Here is a 25,611-nt window from a genome sequence, read left to right on the forward strand (position 1 = left end):
CCCCGCATGATCAACCGCATGCGGGGCCGCCGTCGTATCAGACGGCACACGCGTCTGGACGCATCCACGGCACACGCGGTATCGTGGCCGCATGAACACCGACCCCCATAAGGAGACACGACGACAGAACGCCATGTTCTCCACCATCGCCGAGCGATACGACCTGGTCAACGACCTGGCATCGCTGGGACAGGACCGACTGTGGCGACGCGCCGCCGTCCAGGCGATGGAAGCCGCCTGCGGCGACTCCCTCGCCGGGACGCGCATCCTCGACGTCGCCTGCGGAACCGGGGCGTCGACCCGCGCGCTCGCGGACCGCGGGGCCGACGTCACCGGCTGCGACATCGCCGACGGCATGCTCGACGTGGCGCGTCGGCACAAGACCAACGGCCGGAACGGGGCCGACGTCCGACGTGATGGTCCCCGACGTGGGGGAGTGCGCTACGTCACCGCCGACGCCATGCAGCTGCCGTTCGCCGATGGGCAGTTCGACGCCGTGACCGTATCCTACGGTCTGAGGAACATGCCGAGCCCCGAAGCCGCGCTCGCCCAGATGCGGCGGGTCTGCAAGCCGGGAGGGGGTATCGTCGTGCTCGACTTCGACATGCCGGACAACCCGTGCTGGCGGATGCTGTATACACGGTACGCGACCGTGGTTCTGCCCCTGCTGGGCGGCATCGTCGGCGGCGACCGCGACGCCTACCGGTACCTCAACGCATCCATCGCCGCATGGGAGGGGCGCCGGGGAGTGGCCCGGATGCTGCTCGACACGGGGTGGCGCTGCATCGCCATGAAGCCCCTGTCCGGCGGCATCGCATCATTATGCCGAGCCACCGCATGATTCCGGCCCCACACGGCCCGCGGACGTGCCCATCACGCGAACGACGGTGACGGGGCACAAGAATTCACCATGTCGTAGCCTGCAATCCGATTGCGTAACCAACGACGTCAACCTCGTCCCGATACCGTGACAGGCGTGGGATTCGAGAGCGACACCAAGAAGAACATCCTGCCTTGGCTGGTGAGGACCGTCACGATTCTCGCGGCCGTCTCCCTCCTCGCCGGCACGGCGGCCACACAGACCACAAGCGCCGCGGAGGACGAACGCAAGATCACCATCGCCGCCATCACCGACTTCCATGGCCACATCGAGAACGGCCGGTGGGTCGGCGAACGGTTCGGCAAGGCCATGGAATACGATCCGGACAATACCGTGCTCGTCTCCGACGGCGACCTGGTCGGCGGCTCCCCATACGAATCGGCCTCCCAGCGCGACGCCCCCACACTCGCCATGGCCCGCGCCTGGGGCCTGGGCGTCTCCGCCATGGGCAACCATGAGCTCGACCGCGGTGTGAAGGACTTCAATGAACGCGTGGCGAACCCCGCCAACCACATCGACTGGCTGGCCGCCAACGTGCACAGAACCGGGGCGTTCTCCAATCTGCGCGACTACACCATGCGCACGGTCAACGGCAAACGCGTCGCCTTCGTCGGCGCCGTCACCGACGGATTGGGGTCCGTGCTGTCCCGCAGCGTCATGAAGGACGTGCGATTGGACGCCACGGCCGTCGAAAGCGTCAACCGCGTGGCCGACCGGCTCTCCGACGGCGACGAACGCAACGGGGAGGCCGACGTCGTCGTCGCGCTCATCCACGAGGACGCCGACATCATCGCCCAGGACCCCGTCGGCCTCGACACCAACGTCGACCTGGTCTACGCCGGCCACACCCATGCGGTGAAGACGGGACGACACACCCGTTCCGGCGCGCCCATCATCGAGGCCGGAAGCTTCGGCCGACAGGTCGCCGTGCAGGACCTGCTGGTCGCCGGCGAAGGACGGAACACCCGCGTCACGGTCTCGGACGCCTTCGGGCCGCCGGTCGTCGGCATGACCAACGGGGACGACGATCCGGCGCGAATCATCGACGCGGCGCAGCGGACGAACGCATCGCTGCAACGCGTGGACGCCATCGTCCGGCAGGCGGACGACGCCGCACGCCGCAGCGGCGGCGTCGTGGTCTCCGCCGTCGATGACCCGTATGACAAGACCACGCCCCGGGGGCGAGACAGACTTGGCTCCCTGATCGCCGACGCGGCGCTCGACGGCGCGAGACGAACCACGGTGGGGGCCCGTGCCCGGGTGGGATTCGTCAACCCCGGCAGCCTGCGCACCCGGGCGCTCGACCTCGACGGCGACGGATTCGTCACCGTGCGCGAGGCGAAGGACATGATGGCCCTGCAGTTCGACAACGCGGTGACGACGCTCACCGGCTCCCAGCTGAAACACGCCATAGCCCAGCAATGGCATCGCAGGGACGGCGTCTGGCGTAGCGGGCACCTCGGCATATCGTCGAACGTACGCTACGACGTGCGGTTCGATGGCGAAGCGCCGTCCATAGAACGTCTCACCGTGGACGGACGACCGGTATCCGACGGGGAGCGCGTCGTCGTGGCCGGCAACACGTTCCTGCTCACCGGAGGCGATGGCTACACGGCGTTCCTTGACGGCGACGGCTATGCCGACACCCACGTGCCATACGCGCAGACACTCATCGACTACTTGAAATCACGCGGCCGGGACTGAACACGACTACAGTGGTGCTCACCATCTCAACGCGGAGGAGGCACCATGGGCGACATCCGGTACATCAACAGCACGCTGAAGAACGCGTCAGATTCCAGCCGCGGCCTCGACAAGGCCATCAAACGGCGCAAGTCCCTGCAGAAGCGGCTCCAGCTGGCGTCCGAAACCTCGCAGCTGCTCAGCTCCGTGTGGAGCAAACATCCCTCGACCCGGCTCCGGTTCGGCGACGGCGTCACCGACCTCGCCGACGCCAAGGGCGGATCCACCCCCGGATTCCACGCCACCTCGGAGGAGGGGGAGCGGTTCATCCAGCTCAGCGCCACCGAAATCGCCCGATACCAGAGCCTGCTTTACGCCAACGGCGCCAAGGGCGGGCACCGACGACTGCTCATCGTGCTGCAGGGCATGGACGCCTCCGGCAAGGGCGGCATCGTCCGTCACGTGTTCCGCCAGGTCAACCCCATGGGCGTCCACTACCACGGCTTCGGCAAGCCCACGGACGAGGAGGCGTCCCACGACTTCCTCTGGCGCATCCGACGCGAACTGCCGAAAGACGGATGGATCTCCATCTTCGACCGCTCCCACTACGAGGACGTGGTCATGCCGCACGTGTACGGCACCATGGCAGAGGACGCGTGGCGCCCACGCTACGACACGATCCGCCGATTCGAGAAGGAGCTCGTCGCCGACGGCTGCGCCATCATCAAGATATTCCTCGTCGTCTCCCGCGACGCGCAGCGCAAACAGTTCCTCGAACGACTCGACGATCCAACGAAATACTGGAAGTTCGACGTCTCCGACCTTGACGCTCGCGAACGCTGGGACGACTACATGGCCGCATGGCAGGAGGTGTTCGAACAGACGAGCACCGATTATGCGCCCTGGTACATCGTGCCCGCCGACAACCGCTGGTACTCCAGGGCCGTGGCGTCGGAGCTGCTGCGCGTGACGCTCAAAAGCATGGAACTCAACTGGCCGGCCGCCGACTTCGACATTGGCGAGGCCCGCAGACGACTCGATGCCGACGGCGCAAAACCCATCCGATGACCGCCGCGGGCGTCGCACACGATACACTGGAGCGCGTGGAACAAGGGACTTTGCAAGCGCTGATTCCGGGATACGGCGACGACGACCGCAATCTGAGCGCAGATGACATCTACGACCGTTTCTTCGACTGGGTCGCCTCACGCGGCATCGAGCCATGGCCGCATCAGGAGGACGCGCTCCTCTCGCTGCTGGCCGGCGACCACGTGATCCTGTCCACGCCCACCGGATCGGGCAAGTCACTGGTCGCGCTGGGCATGCATTTCGCCGCGCTGTGCACCGGGCGACGCTCCTATTACACCGCGCCCATCAAGGCCCTCGTCTCCGAGAAGTTCTTCGACCTCGTGGCCACGCTCGGCCGCGAGAACGTCGGCATGATCACCGGCGACACGCACATCAACGCCGACGCCCCGGTGATCTGCTGCACCGCCGAGATCCTCGCCAACCAGGCCCTGCGCGAAGGCGCCAACGCCGACATCGGCTGTGTGGCCATGGATGAATTCCACTACTACGGCGACCCCGAACGCGGATGGGCGTGGCAGGTGCCGCTGCTCACCCTCCCCAAGACGCAGTTCCTGCTCATGAGCGCCACCCTCGGCGACGTCACCGGCATCGTACAGACGCTCGAACGCCACACCGACGGCGAGGTGGCCATCGTCGACAACGCCAAACGGCCCATCCCGCTGAGCTACGAATACGTGGACACCCAGCTCGCCTCCACGGTCGAACGCACCATGGGCCAGGGGGAGTCGCCCGTCTACGTCGTCCACTTCTCCCAGGACGCCGCATTGGAGACCGCACAGGCCCTCTCCAGCGCCGGCGTCACCACCAAGGAGCAGCGCGACCGCATCAAGGACGCCATAGCCGGCACCAGATTCACCACCGCGTTCGGCAAGATCCTCCAACGACTGCTGCGCACCGGCATCGGCGTCCACCACGCCGGCATGCTGCCCCGCTACCGCAGGCTCGTCGAACAGCTCGCCCAACAGGGACTACTGCCCATCATCTGCGGCACCGACACCCTCGGCGTCGGCATCAACGTGCCCATCCACACCGTCATCCTCACCCAGCTCACCAAATTCGACGGCTCACGCATGCGGCGTCTCAAGGCCCGCGAATTCCACCAGATCGCCGGCCGCGCCGGCCGCTCCGGATTCGACACCGAAGGTCTCGTCATCGCCGAGGCCCCCGAGTACGAGATAGAGAACGCCCGCGCCCTCGCCAAGGCCGGCAACGACCCGAAGAAACTCAAGAAGATCAAACGCAAGAAGCCGCAGGAGGGCTTCGTCACCTGGAACAACGCCACCTTCGACAAGCTCATCGACCAGCCGCCCGAGACGCTCGTACCCCACATGCGCATCAGCCACTCCATGGTGCTTGCCGAAGTGGAGCAGGGCGGCGACGCCCGCGCCCGCATCAACGACCTCATCGACGACTCCGCGCAGACCCCCAAGCAGAAGGAGAAGCTGCACGAACGCGCCGACGAGATCTTCCAGACCCTCACCGACACGCAGGTCATCGAATGCGAGACCGCCCCGGACGGCACCGACGAATACTTCACCACCGTCGACCTGCCCGACGACTTCGCCCTCGACCAACCCCTCAGCCCGTTCCTCCTGGCCGCGCTCGAACTGCTCGACCCCGAATCCGAGACCTATGCGCTCGACGTGATCTCCATGGTCGAATCCACGCTCGAGGACCCGCGCCAGGTGCTGCGCGCCCAGGAGCGCCAGGCCCGCGACAAGGCGCTCGCCGACATGAAGGCCGACGGCCTCGACTACGACGAACGCATGGACCGGCTCCAGGAGATCACCTATCCCAAGCCGCTGGAGGACATGCTCGACGCCGCGTTCGACCAGTACCGCAAGGACGTGCCGTGGGCGAACGACTACTGGCTCAGCCCCAAGTCCGTGCTGCGCGACATGGTCGAGACCGCCTCCGACTTCACCGGATACATCGCCAGATACAACATCGCCCGTTCCGAGGGCACGCTGCTGCGCTACCTCTCCGACGCATACCGTGTGCTCGAACGCACCGTACCTGAGGAGAAATACGACGACCGTCTCGACGACATCGTCGCATGGCTGCGCGTGGTCGTGCGCGGCATCGACTCCAGCCTCGTCGACGAATGGGAGAACGCCGGCGGCGCCGACGCGGCCGAGGCCGCCACCGCCGCCGCGCCACCGACCCGTCCCGACGAGGTGGTCCGCGACCGACGCGGTCTCACCGTACTCGTGCGCAACGCGCTCTTCCATCGCGTGGAGCTCATGGACCGCGAGGACACCAGGACGCTCGCCGCCCTCGACGAGCAGTGGGGCATGGGCCTGCGCGACTGGGAGGACGCCCTCGACGACTACTACGACGAACACGACTACGTGAACGTGGACGCCGAAGCCCGCTCCCCGGAGTACTTCATGCTCGACACCACGCCGGAACGCTCCGAACACCGGTGGAAGGTCCGTCAGATCATCGACGACTCGGACGGCGACCACGACTGGGCCATCACCGGCACCGTCGACCTCGATGCCACGCAGGACAGCGCCGAGGTGACCTTTGACGACTACCACGTGGGCCCGGTCGACGGCCTCGGCTGAACACCGCATACGCCGTCCCATGACCGGCCGGCGCCTATGACGCAACGATATCGAACAGTTGTTCGAAATCATGGGATACACTGGACTCATGTCCGAAACAGGTATGGATGATCTCTTCAGCACGGCGGAGCCCCCCCGGGACGTCACCCGCCCGCTCGCCGTCCGCATGCGTCCGACGACGCTCGACGACGTCCTCGGTCAGGACCACATCCTGGCCGAAGGATCGCCGTTGCGAAGGCTCGCCTCGCCGGCCAGTCGCGGATCGCTGACCGCGCCGAGCTCGGTGATCCTGTTCGGTCCCCCCGGGGTCGGCAAGACCACCCTCGCCACCATCGTCGCCAAACAATCCGGGCGCCGGTTCGAAGAACTCTCCGCCGTCACCTCCGGCGTCAAGGACGTGCGCGAGGTCCTCCGCCGTGCGCACGACAGCCTCGTCGCCACCGGCAAGGAGACCGTGCTGTTCATCGACGAGGTCCACCGCTTCTCCAAATCACAGCAGGACGCACTGCTGCCCAGCGTGGAGAACCGCGACGTCACCTTCATCGGCGCCACCACCGAAAACCCCAGTTTCTCCGTCATCGCACCGTTGCTGTCACGCTCCGTCGTCGTCAAACTCAACCCCCTCGACCCCGACGACCTCGCGACCCTCATCCGCCGTGCGCTGCACGACAAACGAGGCCTCGCCGACGAGGTCAAGGCGACTGACGATGCCGTCGACGACATCATCAGGCTCGCCGGAGGCGACGCCCGCAAGACCCTTACCATCCTCGAAGCCGCAGCCGGCGCCATGACCGGCGACAGGCAACGCAAAAAAGGTGCGAGGAAACCCATCATCACCCCGCAGACCGTCGCCCAGGTCATGGACGTCGCCGCCGTCCGATACGACAAGGCCGGCGACGACCACTACGACGTCGCCAGCGCCTTCATCAAATCCATGCGCGGCTCCGACGTCGACGCAGCCCTCCACTATCTCGCCCGGATGCTCCGCGCCGGCGAAGACCCGCGCTTCATCGCGCGACGCATCATGATAGCCTCCGCCGAAGAGGTCGGCATGGCGGCCCCGCAAATCCTCCAGACCACCGTCGCCGCCGCACAGGCCGTCGCCATGATCGGCATGCCCGAGGCCCGCATCATCCTCTCCGAAGCCGTTATCGCCGTCGCCACCGCACCCAAATCCAACGCCAGCTACAACGCCATCAACGCCGCGCTCGCCGACGTGGACGCCGGGCTGATAGGCCAAGTGCCCCTGCACCTGCGCAACGCCCCGACCAAGCTCATGAAGCAGTGGGGCAACCACGAGGGATACCAGTACGCCCACGATGCGCCCGGCGCCGTCGCCCGCCAGCAGTACATGCCTGACGAATTGGTTGGACGGGAGTATTATCATCCTAATGACCGAGGTTATGAACGGGAGATAGGTCCGCGTCTGGAACGGATTCGCGGCATCCTCCACGGAGAGGACGGCGAACCCCGCGCATAGCCCTGACGGCAGGCGGCAGTACAACACATACGCACCCGAACAAGGAGAGTTCAAGTGGAGTCCAAGACGACCATTCTGATTGTGGACGACGATCAGGCATTGGGCGAGATGCTGTCCATCGTTCTTGAATCCGAAGGCTTCGCCACGGTGGTCTGCTACGACGGCCTGCGCGCCGTGGAGAGGTTTCCGACGATCGGCCCCGACCTCATCCTTCTCGACGTCATGCTCCCCGGACTCGACGGCGTCGAAGTGGCCAAGGAGATTCGCAATACGTCCCAGGTGCCGATCATCATGCTCACCGCGAAGTCTGATACGAGGGACGTGGTCAGCGGTCTGGCGGCCGGTGCCGACGATTATGTCGCCAAGCCGTTCAAGGTGGCCGAGCTGGTGGCCCGCATCAAGGCGCGTCTGCGCGTGGCAGCCCCGATCCTCCAGGCCAGGGCCGAGGACCGCGGCAACGTCCAGGTCATCAACGAAGGCGGCGTCACCATCAACCGCGCCGAACACACCGCCACCAAGAACGGCTCCGACCTCAATCTCACGCCCATGGAATTCGAGCTGCTGTTCGTGCTCGCCGCCAACAGCGGCGAGGTGTTGTCCCGGGGGGAACTGCTGGAGAAGGTGTGGGGTTATCAGAACTCCGGCGACGCCCGACTGGTGAACGTGCATGTGCAGCGGCTGCGCCAGAAGGTCGAGGACAATCCCGAACATCCGCAGATCATCCAGACGGTCCGCGGCGTCGGATACAAGTTCGTCCCTCCCGCCAACGACGCCGACTGACGGCACCGGTGACGGGGACCGATGATGACGGGGAAAGAGCCCTCTTCGGGAACGGGAATGCCTCTGCTCAGGCTGTGGCGCCGGCTGCGTGCCGCCATACGCCGTTCCCTGCAGCGCCGCATCATCGTCATCGTCGTGCTGATGTCGCTTGCCATCGCCTTTGGCTTCTCCGTCGTCTCCGTCGTCTCCGTGCGCTCCACCCTGCTCAAACAGGCGTCGGAGCAGTCGCAACGGGACTTCACCGAGGAGGTCCAGCGTGCGCAGGCGAACCTGGATTCCTCCGACGTGGTCAACCGCATCGACTATCAGCGTCTGATCACGGACCTCGCCTCCACGTTGCAGGACGAGGGGAGCTCCAACCTCCTCGGCGTCTACATCGTGGGGGAATCGGGGGAGTACGATTCGGTCGTTCCCGTATCCACCGATCCGGAATACATGAGTCTGATCTCCGACACCATGCGCGACGAGGTCGCCTCCGACGAGGCGGGGGACATCTTCTACCAGCCGGTGGGGTATGGCCGTGAGAACCAGCCCGACCTGCCCGGAGCCATCCTCGGTGCTTCGCTGACCATGCCGGACGGTGGCGACGTGAGTCTGTTCGCCGCGTACTCCTATGAGTCCCAGGAACGTTCGGTGATGAGCATCCAGACCACCCTGCTGGCCTGCTCACTGGTCCTGAGCGTGGTCATCGGCCTGATGACCTGGCGCGTGCTCCGGGGCATCATCCGTCCTGTGGAATCCGTCGCCGTGGCCGCCGAGTATCTTTCCGACGGCAACCGCTCCGCACGCGTGAAGGTCGACCGCTATGACGAGATCGGCGTGCTCCAGCGCTCGTTCAACGAGATGGCGGATTCGCTGAACACCACGATCGAGGAGCTGGAGACCATCAGCTCCATGCAGCGCCGGTTCGTCTCCGACGTGAGCCATGAGCTGCGCACCCCCGTGACCACCATCCGCATGGCCGCGGACCTGCTGGAGTCGAGGAAGGGTGATTTCGATTCGACCACGGCCCGCACCGTCGAACTGCTCGGCGACCAGACCACGCGTTTCCAGGATATGCTCGCCGACCTGCTGGAGATCTCCCGTTACGACGCCGGATCGGCGGCGGCCGATCTCATCGCCATGGACATGCGCGGCCCCATCAACGAGGCCGTGCGCGACGTCGTCGAGATCGCGCAGGCGAAGCAGGTGCCCATCGAGGTGACCCTGCCCGACCGTGAGGTCTATGCCGACATCGACGCCCGACGCATCGAACGGATCCTGAGGAACCTGCTGGGCAACGCCGTCGACTTCGCCGAGGGAAAACCCGTCGAGGTGCGCATCGCCGCGAACGATGTGGGCGTGGTGGTCGGTGTGCGGGACTACGGCACCGGCATCAGCCAGGAGAACCTGTCCCATGTCTTCGACCGGTTCTGGCGGGCCGACGCCTCGCGCTCCCGTATCACCGGCGGCACCGGCCTGGGCCTGTCCATATCCCTGCAGGACGCGCGGCTGCACCACGGCGGTCTCGAGGTGCGGTCCGCGTTGGGCAAGGGCACGTGGTTCCTGCTCTCCGTGCCGGTGAAGTCGGGGGAGAGGCCCGGGCCGGAGCAGTATCCGATCCGGTTCGCCGACGACACGTCGATGAACGTGCTCGGCCGGTTCCTTACCGGGCAGACCCGTCGCGAAGGCTGGGAGGGCGACGACGATCGAGGCCGCGGGATCGCGGACGACAGTGAGGAGGACGGCAATGCGTAGGTCAACGGTCCCCGGCCGGATGGTTCGTGGCATCGCCTCCGTATGCGTCGGCGCCATGGTCCTCGGCCTGGGCGCGTGCTCGCTCACCCTCGGTCTGCCGACGGCCGGCCCCGTGCAGCGGCTTTCGCAGGTCCAGCGCGAGGACCACCGGGTGTTCATCGACCCCCAGGGGCCGTCGGACGACGCCACCCCCGAGGAGATCGTCCGCGGGTTCCTCGCCGCGTTGCCGGCGGGACCCCAGACGGATGGCTTCAAGGTGGCCCGGCAGTTCCTTACCGGCTCCGCGAGCAAGTCATGGAAGCCGGAGGCCGGCGTCGTGCTCTTCCACGGCGAGCCGGACCTGCACGTCGGCAACGCCAATGCGGCCGCATCCTCCGGGAAGGACGGCGGCCGGTCGCAGGTCGACATGTCGTTCAGCGAAGTGGGCGCGATCGACGAAAGCGGCATCTTCGCCGTGGCCAACGCATCCTCGTCCGTCCACAAGGGCCTGTCGCTCGTCAGGAGCGACGGCCGGTGGCGCATCGACAAGCTGCCTGACGGCATCATGATCGAGGAATCCGATTTCCAGCAGGTGTTCCGTCAGGTGCAGCTCTACCAGCGTTCCAGCTCCGCCGACACGCTCGTGCCCGATACGAGGTGGTTCGGATGGAAGCAGTGGCGCACGCTCGCGGTCCGCGAGCTGCTCGACGGGGCGGCGCCATGGCTGGGGGACGCCGTGCGGCCGGCCTCGAATGGCAAGGTGCGGCTCGCCATGGACGCCGTCCCCTCGTCGGGCAGCGAGATCGACGTGAAGCTCTCCGACGCCGCGACGCTGTCGAGCGATGAGCGTGCCATGCTCGTACGCCAGATACGGCTCACGCTCGGCGACGGCAACGACGACTACGACCTGCACATCACCGACAGCTCCGGCCTCGACCTGTCCGACGCCGATTCGCACATCAAGCTCGACGTGTCGCAGCCCGCCAGGCACCTCTATACGCTGGCGAACCGTTCCATCGTGTCCATATCGTCGCAGAACCTGATCCGTCTGGGCGAGGTCGAGGGAGGGGAGAGCATGAGGTCGCTCGCGTTCACCTCCCGCGGCGGGGCCGTGCTGGATGCCGACGGGACGGTGCGGTGCTTCGACTACGGGGTCTCCCCGTGCGGCACGCTGTTCGACGGCAGGCGTGCGAGCGCCATCACCACGGGCATCGGCAGGGAGACATGGATGACCGACGGCGGGTCGGGCCTCGCGGTGGGGATGATCGACGGTGGTTCCGAGCGTGCGAGCTTCCGCGTGCCCTGGTTGGAGGGCAGGCGCGTCAACGCTCTGGCGGTGTCCCCCGAGGGCTCCCGCATCGTCGTCGCGTTCGATGACGGCGGTGACTCGTCCCAGATGGTCATGGCGGGCGTCCGCCGCGACGCGGAGAACAACGTCGTGGGCCTGAGCGACACCGTCACCGTGCTGTCGCGCGCCGTCGGGGTGAACGCGGTGACGTTCTACAACGACACCACGGTCGTCTACTCCATGAAGGACTCCCTGAGCGGCTATCAGCAGCTTGCACCGGGGCCGGAGACGACGCAGCAGCTGCCGAAGAACACCGTTGCGCTCGCCTCGGCGCAGATCGAGCAGACGCTGAGCCTCATAGCGCTGGATGATTCCGGCAACGTGCGGTATGCGCGGGGTTCGCTCGCCTCGGCCTGGCGGATGCTGGACCTGCAGACCACGGCGATATCCAGCGGAGTGTAGCCGACACGCCGATACCGGGGTCGGTGTCGTACCTCACGACAGTGCGAATGTTCGATAATCGCGCAAAAAAGCAACGTTTGCGAACATGATGACGTTGTTTTTGTGAGAAAGCGGCCTTGATGACAAAGATAACCATACTGTTACCGTTTTGTTATCGGATGATGTTGAGTGAGCGTTAACGAAGGCCTAATCTAAAAACCATCAACAGATGAACAAGCGTCTGTTAATGGCAACAGGACGTTCTGTTGCCTTACTCAAGGAGGAGTTACATGAAGAAAGCAATCAAGTCGGGTCTGGCGGCGGTAGTCGCAGCTTCCACGCTCATCGGTCTGGCCGCCTGCGGTGGCGGTTCCGGCGATAGCAGCAGCGACAGCGGCCAGAAGACCGTCGGCTTCGTCGCCGTCGGCCCCGAGGGTGGCTTCCGTACCGCTAACGAGAACGACATCAAGCAGGCCTTCAAGGACGCCGGCTTCAACCTCGTCTACTCTCCGACGCAGAGCAACGATCAGCAGAAGCAGATCCAGGCGTTCAACAAGTTCGTCAACGATGGCGTGGACGCCATCATCCTGTCCTCCACCGAGGATACCGGCTGGGATGACTCCCTGAAGAAGGCCGCCGAGGCCGAGATTCCGGTCTTCACGGTCGATCGTAACGTCGAGGTCAAGGATTCCGAGGCCAAGAAGGCCATCGTCTCCCACATCGGACCGTCCAACGAATGGGCCGGTGAGCAGGCCGCCGAGCGCATCGCCAAGGACTTCCCGAACGGCGCCAACGGCTTCATCCTGGAAGGCCCCGCCGGCCTGTCCGTGGTGAAGGACCGTGGAACCGGCTGGAACAACAAGGTCGCCTCCAACATCAAGGTCCTCGAGTCCCAGTCCGCCAACTGGTCCACCGATGAGGCCAAGACCGTGACCGCCGGCCTGCTCGACAAGTACAAGGCCAAGAACCCGCAGTTCATCTTCGCCCAGAACGACGAGATGGGCATCGGCGCCGCCCAGGCCGTCGACGCCGCCGGCCTCAAGGGCAAGGTCAAGATCGTGACCATCGACGGCACCGAGGCCGCCCTGAAGGCCGTCGTCGCCGGCGATCTCGACTACGTCATCGAGTACAACCCGATCTTCGGCAAGGAGACCGCCCAGGCCGTGAAGGACAAGCTGGACGGCAAGACCCCGAAGGCCGACATCCAGATCGAGTCCAAGACCTTCGACGCCGCCGCCGCCAAGAAGGCCCTCGACTCCGGCGAGCGCAAGTACTGATTCCGGGTACCTTCGCCTCATAAGCCAACACATTGATTGAACGGTGTATCAGCAGACAACCCTCTGATACACCGTTCAGCATGTCTGGCGAAAATGTCACAAAACGATAACATTCCCTTTCGTAAGGCAAAGACATGACAGATAAGCAACCGATCGTCGTGATGAAGGGCATCACGATCGAATTCCCTGGCGTCAAGGCTCTGGACGGTGTCGATCTTCGTCTCTTCCCCGGTGAGGTCCACGCGCTCATGGGTGAGAACGGCGCCGGCAAGTCCACGATGATCAAGGCGCTGACCGGCGTGTACAAGATCGACGCGGGCTCCATCACCGTCGACGGCAAGCCCACGCAGCTCAACGGCACCCTCGACGCCCAGAACGCCGGCATCGCCACCGTGTACCAGGAAGTCAACCTGTGCACCAACCTCAGCATCGGCGAGAACGTGATGCTCGGCCACGAGAAGCGTGGCCCCCTCGGCATCGACTGGAAGAAGACCCACGCCGAGGCCCGCAAGCACCTCGCCAAGATGGGTCTCGAGCACCTCGACCCCCGCGCCCCGCTGAGCTCCATCTCCATCGCCATGCAGCAGCTGGTCGCCATCGCCCGCGCCATGGTCATCGACGCCAAGGTGCTGATCCTCGACGAGCCGACCTCCTCGCTGGACGCCAACGAGGTCCAGGACCTGTTCGCCATCATGCGCAAGGTCCGCGACTCCGGCGTCGCCATCCTCTTCGTCTCCCACTTCCTCGACCAGATCTACGAGATCACCGACCGTCTGACGATCCTGCGCAACGGCCAGTTCATCAAGGAGGTCATGACCAAGGAGACGCCGCGTGACGAGCTCATCGGCATGATGATCGGCAAGTCCGCCGCGGAGCTGAGCCAGATCGGCGCCAAGAAGGCGCGCCGTGAGATCAAGCCCGGCGAGAAGCCCGTCGTCACCATCAAGCAGCTCGGCTGCAAGGGCCAGATCGAGCCGACCAACCAGGACGTCTACGCCGGCGAGGTCGTCGGCTTCGCGGGCCTGCTCGGCTCCGGCCGTACCGAGCTGGGCCGTCTGATGTTCGGCGCCGACAAGCCCGACCACGGCGAGTACATGCTCAACGGCAAGAAGGTCAACATCGACAGCCCGTACGTCGCGCTGAAGAACGGCATCGCCTACTCCACCGAGAACCGCCGAGACGAAGGCATCGTCGCCGACCTGACCGTCCGCCAGAACATGCTCATCGCCCTGCAGGCCATCCGCGGCATGTTCAACCCGATTCCCAAGAAGGAAGCGGACGAGATCGTCGACAAGTACATGAAGGAGCTCAACGTCCGCCCGCCGGATCCGAACAAGCTCATCAAGAACCTCTCCGGTGGAAACCAGCAGAAGGTCCTCATCGCCCGCTGGCTCGCCATCCAGCCCAAGCTCCTCATCCTCGACGAGCCCACCCGAGGCATCGACATCGGCGCGAAGGCCGAGATCCAGCAGAAGGTCCTCGAACTCGCGTCCCAGGGCATGGGCGTGGTCTTCATCTCCTCCGAGCTCGAGGAGGTCGTCCGACTCTCCGACACCATCACCGTGCTCAAGGACCACAAGAAGATCGCAGACATCGTAAACGACGACACCGTCTCGCAGGCCACCATCGTCGAGACGATCGCAAATTCCGGAAAGGAGGCGTGAGATGGCAGCAGCAGAGAAGAAGGACGACAAGAACAACGTCGTCGCCAAGCTCCTCGGCAACAACCTCACCTGGTCGGTCGTCGCACTGATCGCGCTGATCATCATCTGCACCATCGTCGACCACCAGTTCCTCAACCTCACGTGGAACGACAACACCGGCGGCCTCGCCGGTCCGATGATCACGATGCTTCAGGAATCCGCCCGATACCTGATGATCGCCACCGGCATGACCCTGGTCATCTCCACCGCCGGCATCGATCTGTCCGTCGGCTCCGTGATGGCCGTCGCCGGCGCGACCGCCATGCAGCTGCTCACCAACGGCGCCAACGTGTGGGTCGCCATCCTCGTGGCCCTCGCCATCGGCCTGGTCATCGGCTCCATCAACGGCGTGCTGGTCTCCATCCTCGGCCTCCAGCCGTTCATCACCACCCTGATCATGATGCTCGCCGGCCGAGGCATCGCCAAGGTCATCACCTCCGGCGAGAACGCCGACGCCTCCCAGGTCGCCGGCGGCGAGCCGCTGCGCTGGATGGCCAACGGCTTCATCCTCGGCATCCCGGCCAACTTCGTCATCGCGCTCGTCATCGTGCTTGTGGTCGGCGCCGTCGCCCGCAAGACCGCCATGGGCATGATGATCGAGTCCGTCGGCATCAACCAGGAAGCCAGCCGCATGACCGGCATCAACCCCCGCAAGATCCTCTTCCTCGTCTACGCGATCTCCGGCGTCCTCGCCGCCATCGCCGGCCTGTTCGCCACCGCATCCGTGATGCGTGTCGACGTGGTCAAGACCGGTCAGGATCTCGAAATGTACGCAATCCTCGCGGTCGTCATCGGCGGCACCTCGCTGCTCGGCGGCAAGTTCTCCCTTGCGGGCAGCGCCCTCGGCGCCGTCATCATCGCGATGATTCGCAAGACCATCATCACCCTCGGTGTCGATTCGGCCGCAACCCCGGCCTTCTTCGCCGCCGTGGTCATCATCATCTGTGTGATGCAGGCTCCGAAGGTTCACAACTTGAGCGCCGAACTGAAGCGTAAGCGCGCGCTCAAGGATTCTCAGAAGGCGGTGGCAGCATGAGTTCCGCAGCAGTGGCTCCAAAGGCCAAGAAGGCCAAGGGCGGCAAGTTCGACGCCCAGATGATTCCGACGATCGCCGCCGTGGTGATCTTCATCCTGATGCTGATCATGGGGCAGGCGCTGTTCGGCACCTACTTCAGGCTCGGCTTCATCTCCTCGCTGTTCATCGACCACGCCTATCTGATCATCCTGGCGGTCGCCATGACGCTGCCCATCCTCACCGGCGGCATCGACCTGTCCGTCGGCGCCATCGTGGCCATCACGGCCGTCGTCGGCATGAAGATGCTCAACGGCGGCACGCCCGCCCCGCTGGTCCTCATCGTGATGCTGCTCATCGGCGCGGCCTTCGGCCTGCTCGCCGGCGTGCTCATCGAGGAATTCAACATGCAGCCGTTCATCGCGACGCTGTCGACCATGTTCCTCGCCCGAGGCATCGCCTCCATCATCTCCACCGACTCCCTGACCATGCCTGAGAACAACGGCTACGCCTGGATCGGCGGCGACGGCTGGAAGATCATCGACAACCCCAAGGTCGCCAACGATCTGAGCATCAACGTCGGCGTGATCATCGCCGTCGTGGTCGTGGTGTTCGGCTACATCCTCCTGCACCACACCCGCACCGGCCGCACGATCTACGCCATCGGCGGCTCCCGCTCCTCCGCCGAGCTCATGGGCCTGCCCGTCAAGCGCACGCAGTACATCATCTACCTGACGTCCGCCACGCTCGCCGCCCTGGCCTCCATCGTCTACACCGCCAACATCGGTTCCGCCAAGAACACGGTGGGCGTCGGCTGGGAGCTCGACGCCGTCGCATCCGTCGTCATCGGCGGCACGATCATCACCGGTGGCTTCGGCTACGTGCTCGGCTCCGTGCTGGGCGCCCTGGTCCGTTCCATCCTCGAGCCGCTCACCACCGACTTCGGCGTCCCCGCCGAGGCCGTGCAGATCGTGGTCGGCGTGATGATCCTCATCTTCGTCGTCCTCCAGCGTGCGGTCACCGCATTCAAGAAGGAATAGCGACGTCTCATTTCCCTCCTTCGGAGAGGCCCGTCGGGTTCGCCCGGCGGGCCTCTTTGCGTCGGCGCGAAAGGAATGTGAGCCAGCACACGTTTTGCGGACAAGGCGTCCACTATTCGGAAGAACCGTCCATTCGCCGATTCCGGGGTGCATGATGGTTGCAGCCTCCAAGAGGGAAGCAAAAGCTCCGCATCGTCGCCGGGCGCCATGATGCGGAACGCCACCCGCCGAACGCATCCGACGCCGGTCCCGATGCATGTATTGTGCAGAGAGAAAGACATACCAATCATGTCAACCACAACGGCAACACTGGCCGGCACCAAGGCGGTAAAGAGGGATTCCGTCGCCGAGATCATCGCGGCATCGATGGTCGGCACCGCCATCGAGTTCTACGACAACTACTGCTACTCCATCGCCGCGGCCAGCTACTTCGGCCTCATCTTCTTCACCGACGTCGCCAAGTCCAACCCCGCCATCGCCACGCTCATGGCGTTCGTCACCTTCGCCGTCTCGTTCCTCGCCCGCCCGTTCGGCTCCATGCTCTTCGGCCACTTCGGCGACAAGCTCGGCCGCAAGAAGACCCTGGTCGTCGCCCTGATGACCATGGGCATCTCGACCTTCCTCGTCGGCGTGCTGCCCGGATACGAGCAGATCGGCGTGTGGTCCGTGGTGATCCTGTGCCTCTGCCGCGCATGCCAGGGCGTCGGCCTCGCCGGCGAATGGTCCGGCGCCGCCCTCGTCGCGACGGAGAACGCACCGGCCAACAGGCGCGCCCTGTACGGCTCCTTCCCGAACCTCGGCGCCCCCATCGGCTTCTTCTGCGCCTATGGCATCAACCTGCTGCTCTCCACGCACCTGAGCAAGGCCCAGATGGTCGCCTTCGGCTGGCGCATCCCGTTCCTCATGTCCGCCATCCTCGTCATCATCGGCCTCTACGTCCGCGCCCGCATGAGCGAGACCCCGGTCTTCCAGAAGGCCTCCGAGGAGAAGCGCACCTCCAAGCACCCGCTCACCGACCTGCTGCCGTACTGGAAGCAGGTGCTGCTCGGCACGGTCGCCATGGGCATCACCTACACGCTGTTCTACATCCTCGGCACCTGGTCCCTGAGCTACGGTGTCTCCGGACTCGGCTTCAGCCAGCCCGAATACCTCGCCATGCAGATGGTGTCGGTGTTCTTCTTCGCTGCGTTCATCGTCGTCGGATGCCTGCAGGCCGACAAGCTCGGCCGTAAGAAGGTGCTGCTCGCCACCACGGCGGTCACCCTCGTGTTCAGCTTCTTCGCCCCGGCCCTGCTCCAGCACGACGTCACCCGCATCATGCTGTTCCTCTGCCTCGGCTTTGTGCTCATGGGCGGACTGTTCGGCCCCTCCGGCGCCTACCTGCCCGAGCTCTTCCCGATGCACGTGCGCTACTCCGGCGCCGGTCTGAGCTACAACCTCGCGGCCATCTTCGGTGGCGCCTTCGCCCCGTCGCTGGCCACTTGGCTGGTGAGCACCTACGGCATCATGTCCGTCGGCTGGTACATGGCCGCCATGAGCGCCGTCGCCCTGATCGCACTGCTGCTCATCAAGGAAAGCAAGAACATGGACTACACCAGGTGATTTGCTGATTTCCGCGTAGCCGTCAAGGGTCTTCCGTAAGGAAGGCCCTTTTCATTTGTTTCATGGCTCCGGGAACACGATGCGTCAACGCTCCCGCCGAATGCCGACATATGGCGACTTCGCCGCACTCGGCATTCGACGGCCCTGAGCCTTACAACAGTTCGAGCAGCGCGTCGACGTCCTGCGGTTTCGTCGCCCAACTGGTCGCGAAGCGTACGACGGTGTGATCATCGTCGTATTTCTCCCAGAAACTGAACGAAACGTCCTTCCCCAAGCGGTTCATCGTCTCATCGTCGAGGATGACGAACTGCTGGTTGGTGGGGGAGTCGAACAGCCGGCGGTAGCCTTTGCGTTCGAACCCACGTTTGATGCGCATCGCCTGATCTATGGCGTTCCGGGCGATATGCTCGTACAATCCATCGGTGAACAACGTGTTGAACTGCAATCCCAGCAGCCAGCCCTTGGCCAGCAACGCGCCGTTGAGCTTGATCTGCGGGAAGAACCCGTCGATGAGATGCGGCCGAGTGATGACCACGGCCTCGCCGAACAGGGCGCCCACCTTGGTGCCGCCGATATAGAACACGTCGCAGCATTCGGCCACGGTATGCAGCGTCACATCGGTGTCGTCCGCCGCCAATCCATAGCCCAGACGGGCGCCGTCAAGATACAGCAGAATGCCATGGTCATGGCAGATGCGACTGATTTCCCGTAGTTCGGCGGCCGAATACAGCGTGCCGAATTCCGTGGGATGGGAGATGTACGTCATGCCGGGTCTGACCATGTGGTCATGGTTTTCGTCGTGCTCGAACGTCTCCAGATAGTCGCCCAGTTCGTCCGCATCGATCTTGCCGTCATGCTGGGGGAGTGTGATCACCTTGTGGCCGCTTGATTCGATTGCACCGGCCTCATGGACGCTGATGTGCCCGCTTTCCGCGGCGACCACGCCCTCGTACGGCCGAAGTATGGAATCGATGACCGTGCGATTGGTCTGCGTGCCGCCGACCAGGAACCACACCTCGGCGTCGGGCGTGCCGCAGGCCCGGCGGATGCGGTCCTTCGCCTCGTCGCAGATGCCGTCGAGACCATAGCCGACGTGCTGGCTGCCGTTGTCGCGGCACAGCTCCTCGAGGATGCGGGGATGGGCGCCTTCCATATAATCGCTGTCGAAATGCAGCATCGATGTTCCCCCTCTGTCGTAATGACGATGCTCTGGCGCGTGGTATGCGACGGCATCATGGAAAAAGTGTATGCCGGACGATAGATGACATGGAAACGAGTCCCATATATGGGGATTTGATGGCTTACCGCATCCGGACGGGTTCTGGCGTTAAGATGCTACCGGAAGCATTCTCCTATCAGCAGGGATTCATATCATGAGCCAACAGTCGCCGACGATGTCGATACGTGCCGAACGGTCGGAGCCGTTCCGGGCCATGGCGTTCGGCGCCAGGGCGGACGAACTCATCGCCCAGGGCCATGACGTGATCAAGCTTGGGCTGGGGGAGCCCGACTTCGGCGCGCCGGCGGCCGTACGCCGTGCCATGGCCGATCTCATGGACGGCCGACCGTTGCCGTACACCGCCACGTTCGGCATTCCGCAGCTGCGCGAGGCTATCAGCGGCTTCTACCGCGACCGGCATGGTCTCGACGTGGACCCGTCCCGTATCTGCATCACCTGTGGCGGTTCCGAGGGTCTGCTGCTCGCCGCCGCCCTCACCGTGGACCCCGGCGACCGGGTCATCGTCGCCGATCCGTCCTACCCGTGCAATCGCGAACTGGTGAAGACATTCGGCGGCACCGTGGTCAACGTGCCCACCAGTGCGGCGACACGCTACCACCTCGACCTCGATGGCGTCCGACGGCATTGGGACGACGACGTGACCGTCGTGATGATCACGTCGCCGTCCAACCCGACCGGAACCTGCATCCCCTTCGATACGTTGGACGAAGTCTGCGCGTATGCGCGCGACCACGGCGCGTGGCGCGTCGTGGACGAGACCTATCTCGACCTGGCCGACGTCGACGCCGACGGGAACACCACCATACGCTCCGTACTGGCCTGCGACCCCGACGCCATCACCGTCAACAGCTTCTCCAAATACTTCGGCATGACCGGATGGCGGCTCGGCTGGATGGTGTTGCCCGAACCGCTGCTGCAGGCGGCCGACAATCTGGCCATGAACTATCTGCTGTGCGCGCCGACGCCGGTGCAGTATGCGGCGGTACGGTGCTTCACGCCGGAATCGTATGAGGAATGCGATGCCCGGCGCCGTGAGTTCCTGGCCAGGCGGCAGATCGTGATCGAGGGGCTGGAGCGCATCGGCCTGCCTTTGGAGGTGCGGCCCACGGGTGCGTTCTACGTGTATTTCGACATCAGCTCCACCGGGCTGGATTCGTGGACGTTCTGCGAGCGGTTGCTGGACGAGCGGTACGTGGCGCTTACGCCGGGGCGGGATTTCGCCGTCGCCACCGCGGACACGCATGTACGGCTCTCCTATGCGGCGTCCCGCGAGTCCCTGCGAGAGGGCCTGCGCCGTGTGGGGGAGTTCTGCGAATCCGCGCGTCCATGAGCCATGCGTCATAATCCGTGCCATATCGGCTCCTCCGATATGCGCCATTGCAGTACGAACCGCCATCAATGGAAGGGGAAACGACAATGAACGATGTCCCGACATCCGACCGACTGATAGTCAACTGCCTGCCGCTCACCGCCGATGAACGTCGGCGTTTTGTGGAGGCCGCTGCGGGGGTGAGGCAGGAATTCGTGGGAGACGACTCCCTGCGTGGCCAGATGGCGTGGCCGGCTGGCGTCCCCGAAGGCATGCGCCCCCATGCCACGGCGGTCATAGGCAACGTGCCCGCCGACAGCATGGGCGACTATCCGCGTCTGGAATGGCTGCAGACGTGGAGCGCAGGCGTCGACAGGTATCTTGTGCCCGGCGTACTCGGCGATACGGTGCGGGTGACGAACGCGACCGGGGCCTACGGTCAGAGCGTGGCCGAGCATCTGTTCGCCATGATGTGGTCGTTGATGAAGAACCTGCCGCAGTACCGCGACAACCAGCGCATGCACGAGTGGAGGGACGCCGGTCCGGCGATGTCTCCCAAAGGCATGACCGTGGTGGTCGTCGGCACCGGCGACATCGGGTCCACGTTCGCCACGATGGTCAAGGGCGTGGGGGCCCGCACCCTTGGCGTGCGCCGTGATCCGAACAAGCCGGCCGCGGGCATCGACTCCATGTTCGGGTTCGACGCGCTCGACGTGCTGCTCACCAAGGCCGACGTGGTCGCCATCACCGTGCCGTCCTCGCCGAGGACGCATCATCTCTTCGATGCCCACCGGTTCGCGCTGCTCAAGCCGGACGCCATCGTGCTGAACGCCGGCCGCGGCGACGTCATCGACACGACGGCGCTGCATGACGCCATGGGCGGGCTCAGGGGCGTGGGACTGGATGTCACGGAGCCCGAGCCGTTGCCGGCAGACGACCCGCTCTGGGACGAGCCACGATGCCTGATCACCCCGCATGTGGCCGGCGGCAACCATCTCGACGTCACCGTGAGACGCATCATCGAGATCGCACTGGACAACGTGGCCAACTATGCGCAGGGGCGACCCCTGCATAATCTCGTGCGGCGCTGATCTGACGCCCGGAGACGAAGGACGGCCCCGCGGACGATGAATCCGCGGGGCCGTCCTTCGTCGTGACGGGCCGTCGTCGCCGGACCGTCATCGGGAATGATGCATGTCAGCGTGAATGGTGGTCGATGCGACGCGCCAGCACGTTGCCGAGGCTCTGGAAGATCTGCACCAGGATCACGCAGAGCACCACGGAGACGACCATGACGTCGTACTGGTAGCGCTGGTAGCCGTATCGGATGGCGATGTCGCCCAGACCGCCGGCGCCCACGGTTCCCGCCATGGCCGAGTAGCCGAACAGGTTGATGAACGTGATGGCCGCGCCGCGGACCAGCGACGGCAGGCTTTCGAACAGCAGCACTTTGGTGACGACCTGCCAGGTGCTGGCGCCGAAGCTTTGCGCCGCCTCGATAAGACCATCGTCCACTTCGGCCAGCGACTGTTCGACCATACGCCCGACGAACGGTGCCGCAGAGACGATCAGCGGCGGGATCGCGCCGGCGACGCCCAGCGACGTGCCCATGAGCAGACGCGTAAGCGGAATCATCGCGACCAGCAGGATGATGAAGGGGATGGAACGTCCGATGTTGACGATCCACCCCAGCACCGTGTGCAGGACGCGATTCGGCCTGAGGGCGCCGGGGCCGCTGATGGTCAGCAGCACGCCGACCGGTATGCCGATGACATAGGCGACCAACGTGGAGACGATGGTCATGACCAGAGTCTCCCAGGTGCCGTCCAGCAGTAGTTCGCCGTATTCGTTGATGAACTCCTGAATCACCGCGGTCATGTCACTTCACCTCGCTGTTCTTCGTGTCGGACCGTCCCGTCCCGTCGGCTTCATCGGCCCGCCGCGTGTTCTGCGCATTGGCGCTGGCGATGAGGGCCTTGAGGATGTCGCTCTGCGGGTTGGCGAACAATGCCTCGGTCTCGCCTTCCTCGACGATGCGTCCGCCGTCGATCATGGCGACGCGGTCGCAGATGCTGCGCGCCACCGACAACGAATGCGTGATGACGACCATGGTCACGTCCATCTCGCGGTTGATGCGGCGCAGCAGGTCGAGGATCTGCACGGTCGTCGTCGAGTCGAGGGCGCTGGTCGCCTCGTCGCACAGCATGATGGAGGGGTTGTTCGCCAGCGCGCGGGCGATGGCCACACGCTGCTGCTGGCCTCCCGAAAGCTGGCTGGGGTAGCGGTCGCCGTAGCCGGCGAGCCCCACCATGTCGAGGAGCTTCTCCGCGCGGGCCGTGCGTTCGGCCTTGGCCACGTGGTTGAGCTCCAGCGGGAAGGTGATGTTGCGCAGCACGGTGCGCTGCTGGAACAGGCTGAAGTTCTGGAAGATCATGCCGATGGAGGAGCGAAGCTCGGCGAGACGCGCGCCGGAGGCGTCGGTCACGTCCTTGCCGTCGATGACGACCTTGCCCTTCGTGGGGCGTTCCAGCAGGTTGATGCAGCGCACGAGGGTGGATTTGCCGGCGCCGGACGAGCCGAGGATGCCGAAGACCTCGCCCTTGCGGATGTCGAGGTTGATGTCGTGCAGCACCTCGTGCGCCTCACGGCCCTCGCCGTAGCTTTTATGAAGATGTTCGAATTGAATCATGGTGTTCCGATGCATCGAAAAAACAGTATGGATAAGACGGCGATGCCGCCCTTCCCGGCGGGGAATGGGCGGCATCACCACATGCGTTGTGTATGGTATCGGACGGCGTCGATTAGAACACGGGGACGACGGCGCCCTTGTAGTTCTTGTTGATGTAGTCCTTGACCTCGCTGGACGTCAGGGCCTTCTTGAGCTCCTTCGTCTTGGCGGTGTTCTCGTTGCCCTGCTTGACGACGAGGATGTTCGCGTACGTCTTGGCGGCCAGGCCGTCGGCCTTCTCGATGGTCAGGGCGTCCTTCTCGGGGTTGAACTTCGCCTGGATGGCGTAGTTGCCGTTCAGAGCCGCGATGTCGACGTCCTGGAGCACGGTCGGCACCACGGCGGCCTCAAGCTCCTTGAACTGCAGGTTCTTCGGGTTGCTGGTGATGTCCTTCGGCGTGGCGTTGATGTCCTTCGGATCCTTGAGCTTGATAAGGCCGGCGTCCTGCAGCAGCAGGAGGGCGCGGGCCTCGTTCGTCGCATCGTTCGGCACCGCCACCGTGGCGCCGTTGGACAGCTTGTCAAGCGACTTCGTCTTGCCCGGATACAGGCCGAACGGCTCGAAATGCACCGCGGCCACCGACACCAGATGCGTGCCCTTCTCCTTGTTGAAGTCGTCGAGATACGGCTTGTGCTGGAAGTAGTTGGCGTCGACCTCGCCCTCCTCGGTGGCGGTGTTCGGCTGCACGTAGTCGGTGAACTCCTTCACCTCGAGCTTGTATCCGTCCTTCTCCACCAGCGGCTTGACCGCGTTGTTGAGGATTTCGGCGTGCGGGGTCGGGCTGGCGGCCACCACGATGGTCTTGTCGTCGGAGGAGCCCGACGAGCCGGTGGAGCTGCCGCATCCGCTCAGCGCCAGCGCGGCGACGGTCGTGACGGCCAATGCCGCGCTCACGATGCCCTTGCGATTGATCATGATCTGTCCTCTCTTCATGACGTCCCTGTGAACGGACCCCACTATAAGGGAAAACCATACGGAACACGGCACGGTCATAATCGAAATAATTTATAGGCTGCATTCGCAGGCGGAATACAGGCGGAATGCAAAGGGGCCCGCAAGCGCGGTATACGCGCATGCGGGCCCTTAGGGGAAACGACGTCCGACGGCGTCCTACAGGATTTCGATGGTCTCGATGATCACGGGGTCGAGCGGCTTGTCGCCACGGTCGGTTGGCACGGCGTCGAGCTTGTCGACCACGGCCTTCGACTCGTCATCGGCGACTTCGCCGAAGATGGTGTGATGGCCGTCCAGCCACGGGGTCGGCACGGTGGTGATGAAGAACTGCGAGCCGTTCGTGCCGTGGGGCAGGCCGTCGGCGCCGCGACGCAGACCGGCATTCGCCATGGCCAGCAGATATGGACGATCGAACTTCAGCGAAGGGTCGATCTCGTCGTCAAAGGTGTAGCCGGGGCCGCCGGTACCGGTGCCGAGAGGGCAGCCTCCCTGGATCATGAAGTCCTTGATGATGCGGTGGAACGACAGGCCGTTGTAGAACTTCTCGTGCGAGCTCTGGCCGGTGAACGGGTCGAGCCACTCCTTGTCGCCCGTGGCGAGGCCGACGAAGTTCGCGACGGTCTTCGGCGTCTGGTCGTCGAACAGGTTGAGGCGGATGTCGCCTTCCGAGGTATGCATGATTGATGTAGTCATACAGCATAGTCTCGCATGGATGCCAGACCGCCATGCCTGACCGGCATGCCGGACGCGTTCCCGTTCGACACCGCCGTGCGGATGCCGTGATCGGACACCGACGCGACATAATATGAACACGAAAC

The 25,611-nt window shown here is 64.6% G+C and carries 20 protein-coding genes; 15 read left to right on the forward strand and 5 right to left on the reverse strand.

Annotation, left to right across the window (positions count from 1 at the left end):
* The first annotated feature begins 91 nt into the window (after positions 1 to 91).
* From KIH77_RS01350 to KIH77_RS01410, 13 genes are all read left to right on the forward strand, one after another.
* Positions 92 to 841: a ubiquinone/menaquinone biosynthesis methyltransferase gene (locus KIH77_RS01350; protein WP_219099286.1), complete on the forward strand. Its 750-nt coding sequence runs from the start codon at positions 92 to 94 to the stop codon at positions 839 to 841.
* 135 nt (positions 842 to 976) lie between these two features.
* Positions 977 to 2,584, forward strand: a complete 1,608-nt coding sequence (locus KIH77_RS01355) for a bifunctional metallophosphatase/5'-nucleotidase (protein WP_219099287.1) — start codon at positions 977 to 979, stop codon at positions 2,582 to 2,584.
* A gap of 45 nt (positions 2,585 to 2,629) precedes the next feature.
* Positions 2,630 to 3,631, forward strand: coding sequence for a PPK2 family polyphosphate kinase (locus tag KIH77_RS01360; protein ID WP_219099288.1), 1,002 nt, complete (start codon positions 2,630 to 2,632; stop codon positions 3,629 to 3,631).
* A gap of 35 nt (positions 3,632 to 3,666) precedes the next feature.
* Complete coding sequence (locus KIH77_RS01365; RefSeq protein ID WP_308283114.1) at positions 3,667 to 6,222, forward strand: DEAD/DEAH box helicase; 2,556 nt, start codon at positions 3,667 to 3,669, stop codon at positions 6,220 to 6,222.
* An 88-nt stretch (positions 6,223 to 6,310) separates the two neighbouring features.
* The gene (locus KIH77_RS01370; RefSeq protein WP_219099290.1) at positions 6,311 to 7,702 is read left to right on the forward strand and encodes a replication-associated recombination protein A; all 1,392 of its coding nucleotides are present in this window, start codon (positions 6,311 to 6,313) and stop codon (positions 7,700 to 7,702) included.
* 108 nt (positions 7,703 to 7,810) lie between these two features.
* Entirely contained in the window at positions 7,811 to 8,482 is a 672-nt protein-coding gene (gene mtrA, locus KIH77_RS01375) for an MtrAB system response regulator MtrA (RefSeq protein WP_219099332.1), read from the forward strand.
* A 57-nt stretch (positions 8,483 to 8,539) separates the two neighbouring features.
* The gene (gene mtrB, locus KIH77_RS01380; RefSeq protein ID WP_219099291.1) at positions 8,540 to 10,219 is read left to right on the forward strand and encodes an MtrAB system histidine kinase MtrB; all 1,680 of its coding nucleotides are present in this window, start codon (positions 8,540 to 8,542) and stop codon (positions 10,217 to 10,219) included.
* Positions 10,212 to 11,948, forward strand: coding sequence for an LpqB family beta-propeller domain-containing protein (locus KIH77_RS01385; protein ID WP_219099292.1), 1,737 nt, complete (start codon positions 10,212 to 10,214; stop codon positions 11,946 to 11,948). Before mtrB ends, KIH77_RS01385 begins: the two co-directional genes overlap by 8 nt.
* A 269-nt stretch (positions 11,949 to 12,217) precedes the next feature.
* Entirely contained in the window at positions 12,218 to 13,204 is a 987-nt protein-coding gene (gene fruE, locus KIH77_RS01390; protein ID WP_219099293.1) for a fructose ABC transporter substrate-binding protein FruE, read from the forward strand.
* Between the two features lie 134 nt (positions 13,205 to 13,338).
* The gene (gene fruK / locus KIH77_RS01395) at positions 13,339 to 14,868 is read left to right on the forward strand and encodes a fructose ABC transporter ATP-binding protein FruK (protein WP_219099294.1); all 1,530 of its coding nucleotides are present in this window, start codon (positions 13,339 to 13,341) and stop codon (positions 14,866 to 14,868) included.
* A gap of 1 nt (position 14,869) precedes the next feature.
* Positions 14,870 to 15,943 carry a fructose ABC transporter permease FruF gene (gene fruF, locus KIH77_RS01400; RefSeq protein ID WP_219099295.1) on the forward strand — a complete coding sequence of 358 codons (1,074 nt, stop codon included), beginning with the start codon at positions 14,870 to 14,872 and terminating at the stop codon, positions 15,941 to 15,943.
* Positions 15,940 to 16,959: a fructose ABC transporter permease FruG gene (fruG, locus tag KIH77_RS01405; RefSeq protein ID WP_219099296.1), complete on the forward strand. Its 1,020-nt coding sequence runs from the start codon at positions 15,940 to 15,942 to the stop codon at positions 16,957 to 16,959. Before fruF ends, fruG begins: the two co-directional genes overlap by 4 nt.
* A gap of 288 nt (positions 16,960 to 17,247) precedes the next feature.
* Positions 17,248 to 18,561: an MFS transporter gene (locus KIH77_RS01410; RefSeq protein WP_236024360.1), complete on the forward strand. Its 1,314-nt coding sequence runs from the start codon at positions 17,248 to 17,250 to the stop codon at positions 18,559 to 18,561.
* A gap of 151 nt (positions 18,562 to 18,712) precedes the next feature.
* Here KIH77_RS01410 and KIH77_RS01415 read toward each other — a convergent pair whose 3' ends face one another.
* Positions 18,713 to 19,738: a threonine aldolase family protein gene (locus KIH77_RS01415; RefSeq protein ID WP_219099298.1), complete on the reverse strand. Its 1,026-nt coding sequence runs from the start codon at positions 19,736 to 19,738 to the stop codon at positions 18,713 to 18,715.
* Positions 19,739 to 19,934: 196 nt separating this feature from the next.
* Between KIH77_RS01415 and KIH77_RS01420 the strand changes: the two genes are divergently transcribed.
* Entirely contained in the window at positions 19,935 to 21,131 is a 1,197-nt protein-coding gene (locus tag KIH77_RS01420; RefSeq protein WP_236024361.1) for a pyridoxal phosphate-dependent aminotransferase, read from the forward strand.
* Between the two features lie 86 nt (positions 21,132 to 21,217).
* Positions 21,218 to 22,201, forward strand: a complete 984-nt coding sequence (locus KIH77_RS01425) for a D-2-hydroxyacid dehydrogenase (protein WP_219099299.1) — start codon at positions 21,218 to 21,220, stop codon at positions 22,199 to 22,201.
* Positions 22,202 to 22,307: 106 nt separating this feature from the next.
* On the opposite strand, the gene KIH77_RS01430 is transcribed toward KIH77_RS01425, so the two are convergent.
* The 4 genes from KIH77_RS01430 to KIH77_RS01445 form a co-directional block, all read right to left on the reverse strand.
* Positions 22,308 to 22,988 carry a methionine ABC transporter permease gene (locus tag KIH77_RS01430; RefSeq protein WP_219099300.1) on the reverse strand — a complete coding sequence of 227 codons (681 nt, stop codon included), beginning with the start codon at positions 22,986 to 22,988 and terminating at the stop codon, positions 22,308 to 22,310.
* A gap of 1 nt (position 22,989) precedes the next feature.
* On the reverse strand, positions 22,990 to 23,799 hold the full coding sequence (locus KIH77_RS01435) for a methionine ABC transporter ATP-binding protein (RefSeq protein ID WP_219099301.1): 810 nt from the start codon (positions 23,797 to 23,799) through the stop codon (positions 22,990 to 22,992).
* A gap of 112 nt (positions 23,800 to 23,911) precedes the next feature.
* Entirely contained in the window at positions 23,912 to 24,754 is an 843-nt protein-coding gene (locus tag KIH77_RS01440) for a MetQ/NlpA family ABC transporter substrate-binding protein (protein WP_236024362.1), read from the reverse strand.
* Between the two features lie 195 nt (positions 24,755 to 24,949).
* A complete protein-coding gene (locus KIH77_RS01445; RefSeq protein ID WP_219099302.1) occupies positions 24,950 to 25,486 on the reverse strand; it encodes a peptidylprolyl isomerase in 537 nt (178 codons plus the stop codon).
* Positions 25,487 to 25,611: the final 125 nt, after the last annotated feature.

This window comes from Bifidobacterium pluvialisilvae (assembly GCF_019331695.1).
Taxonomy (GTDB): Bacteria; Actinomycetota; Actinomycetes; order Actinomycetales; family Bifidobacteriaceae; genus Galliscardovia; species Galliscardovia pluvialisilvae.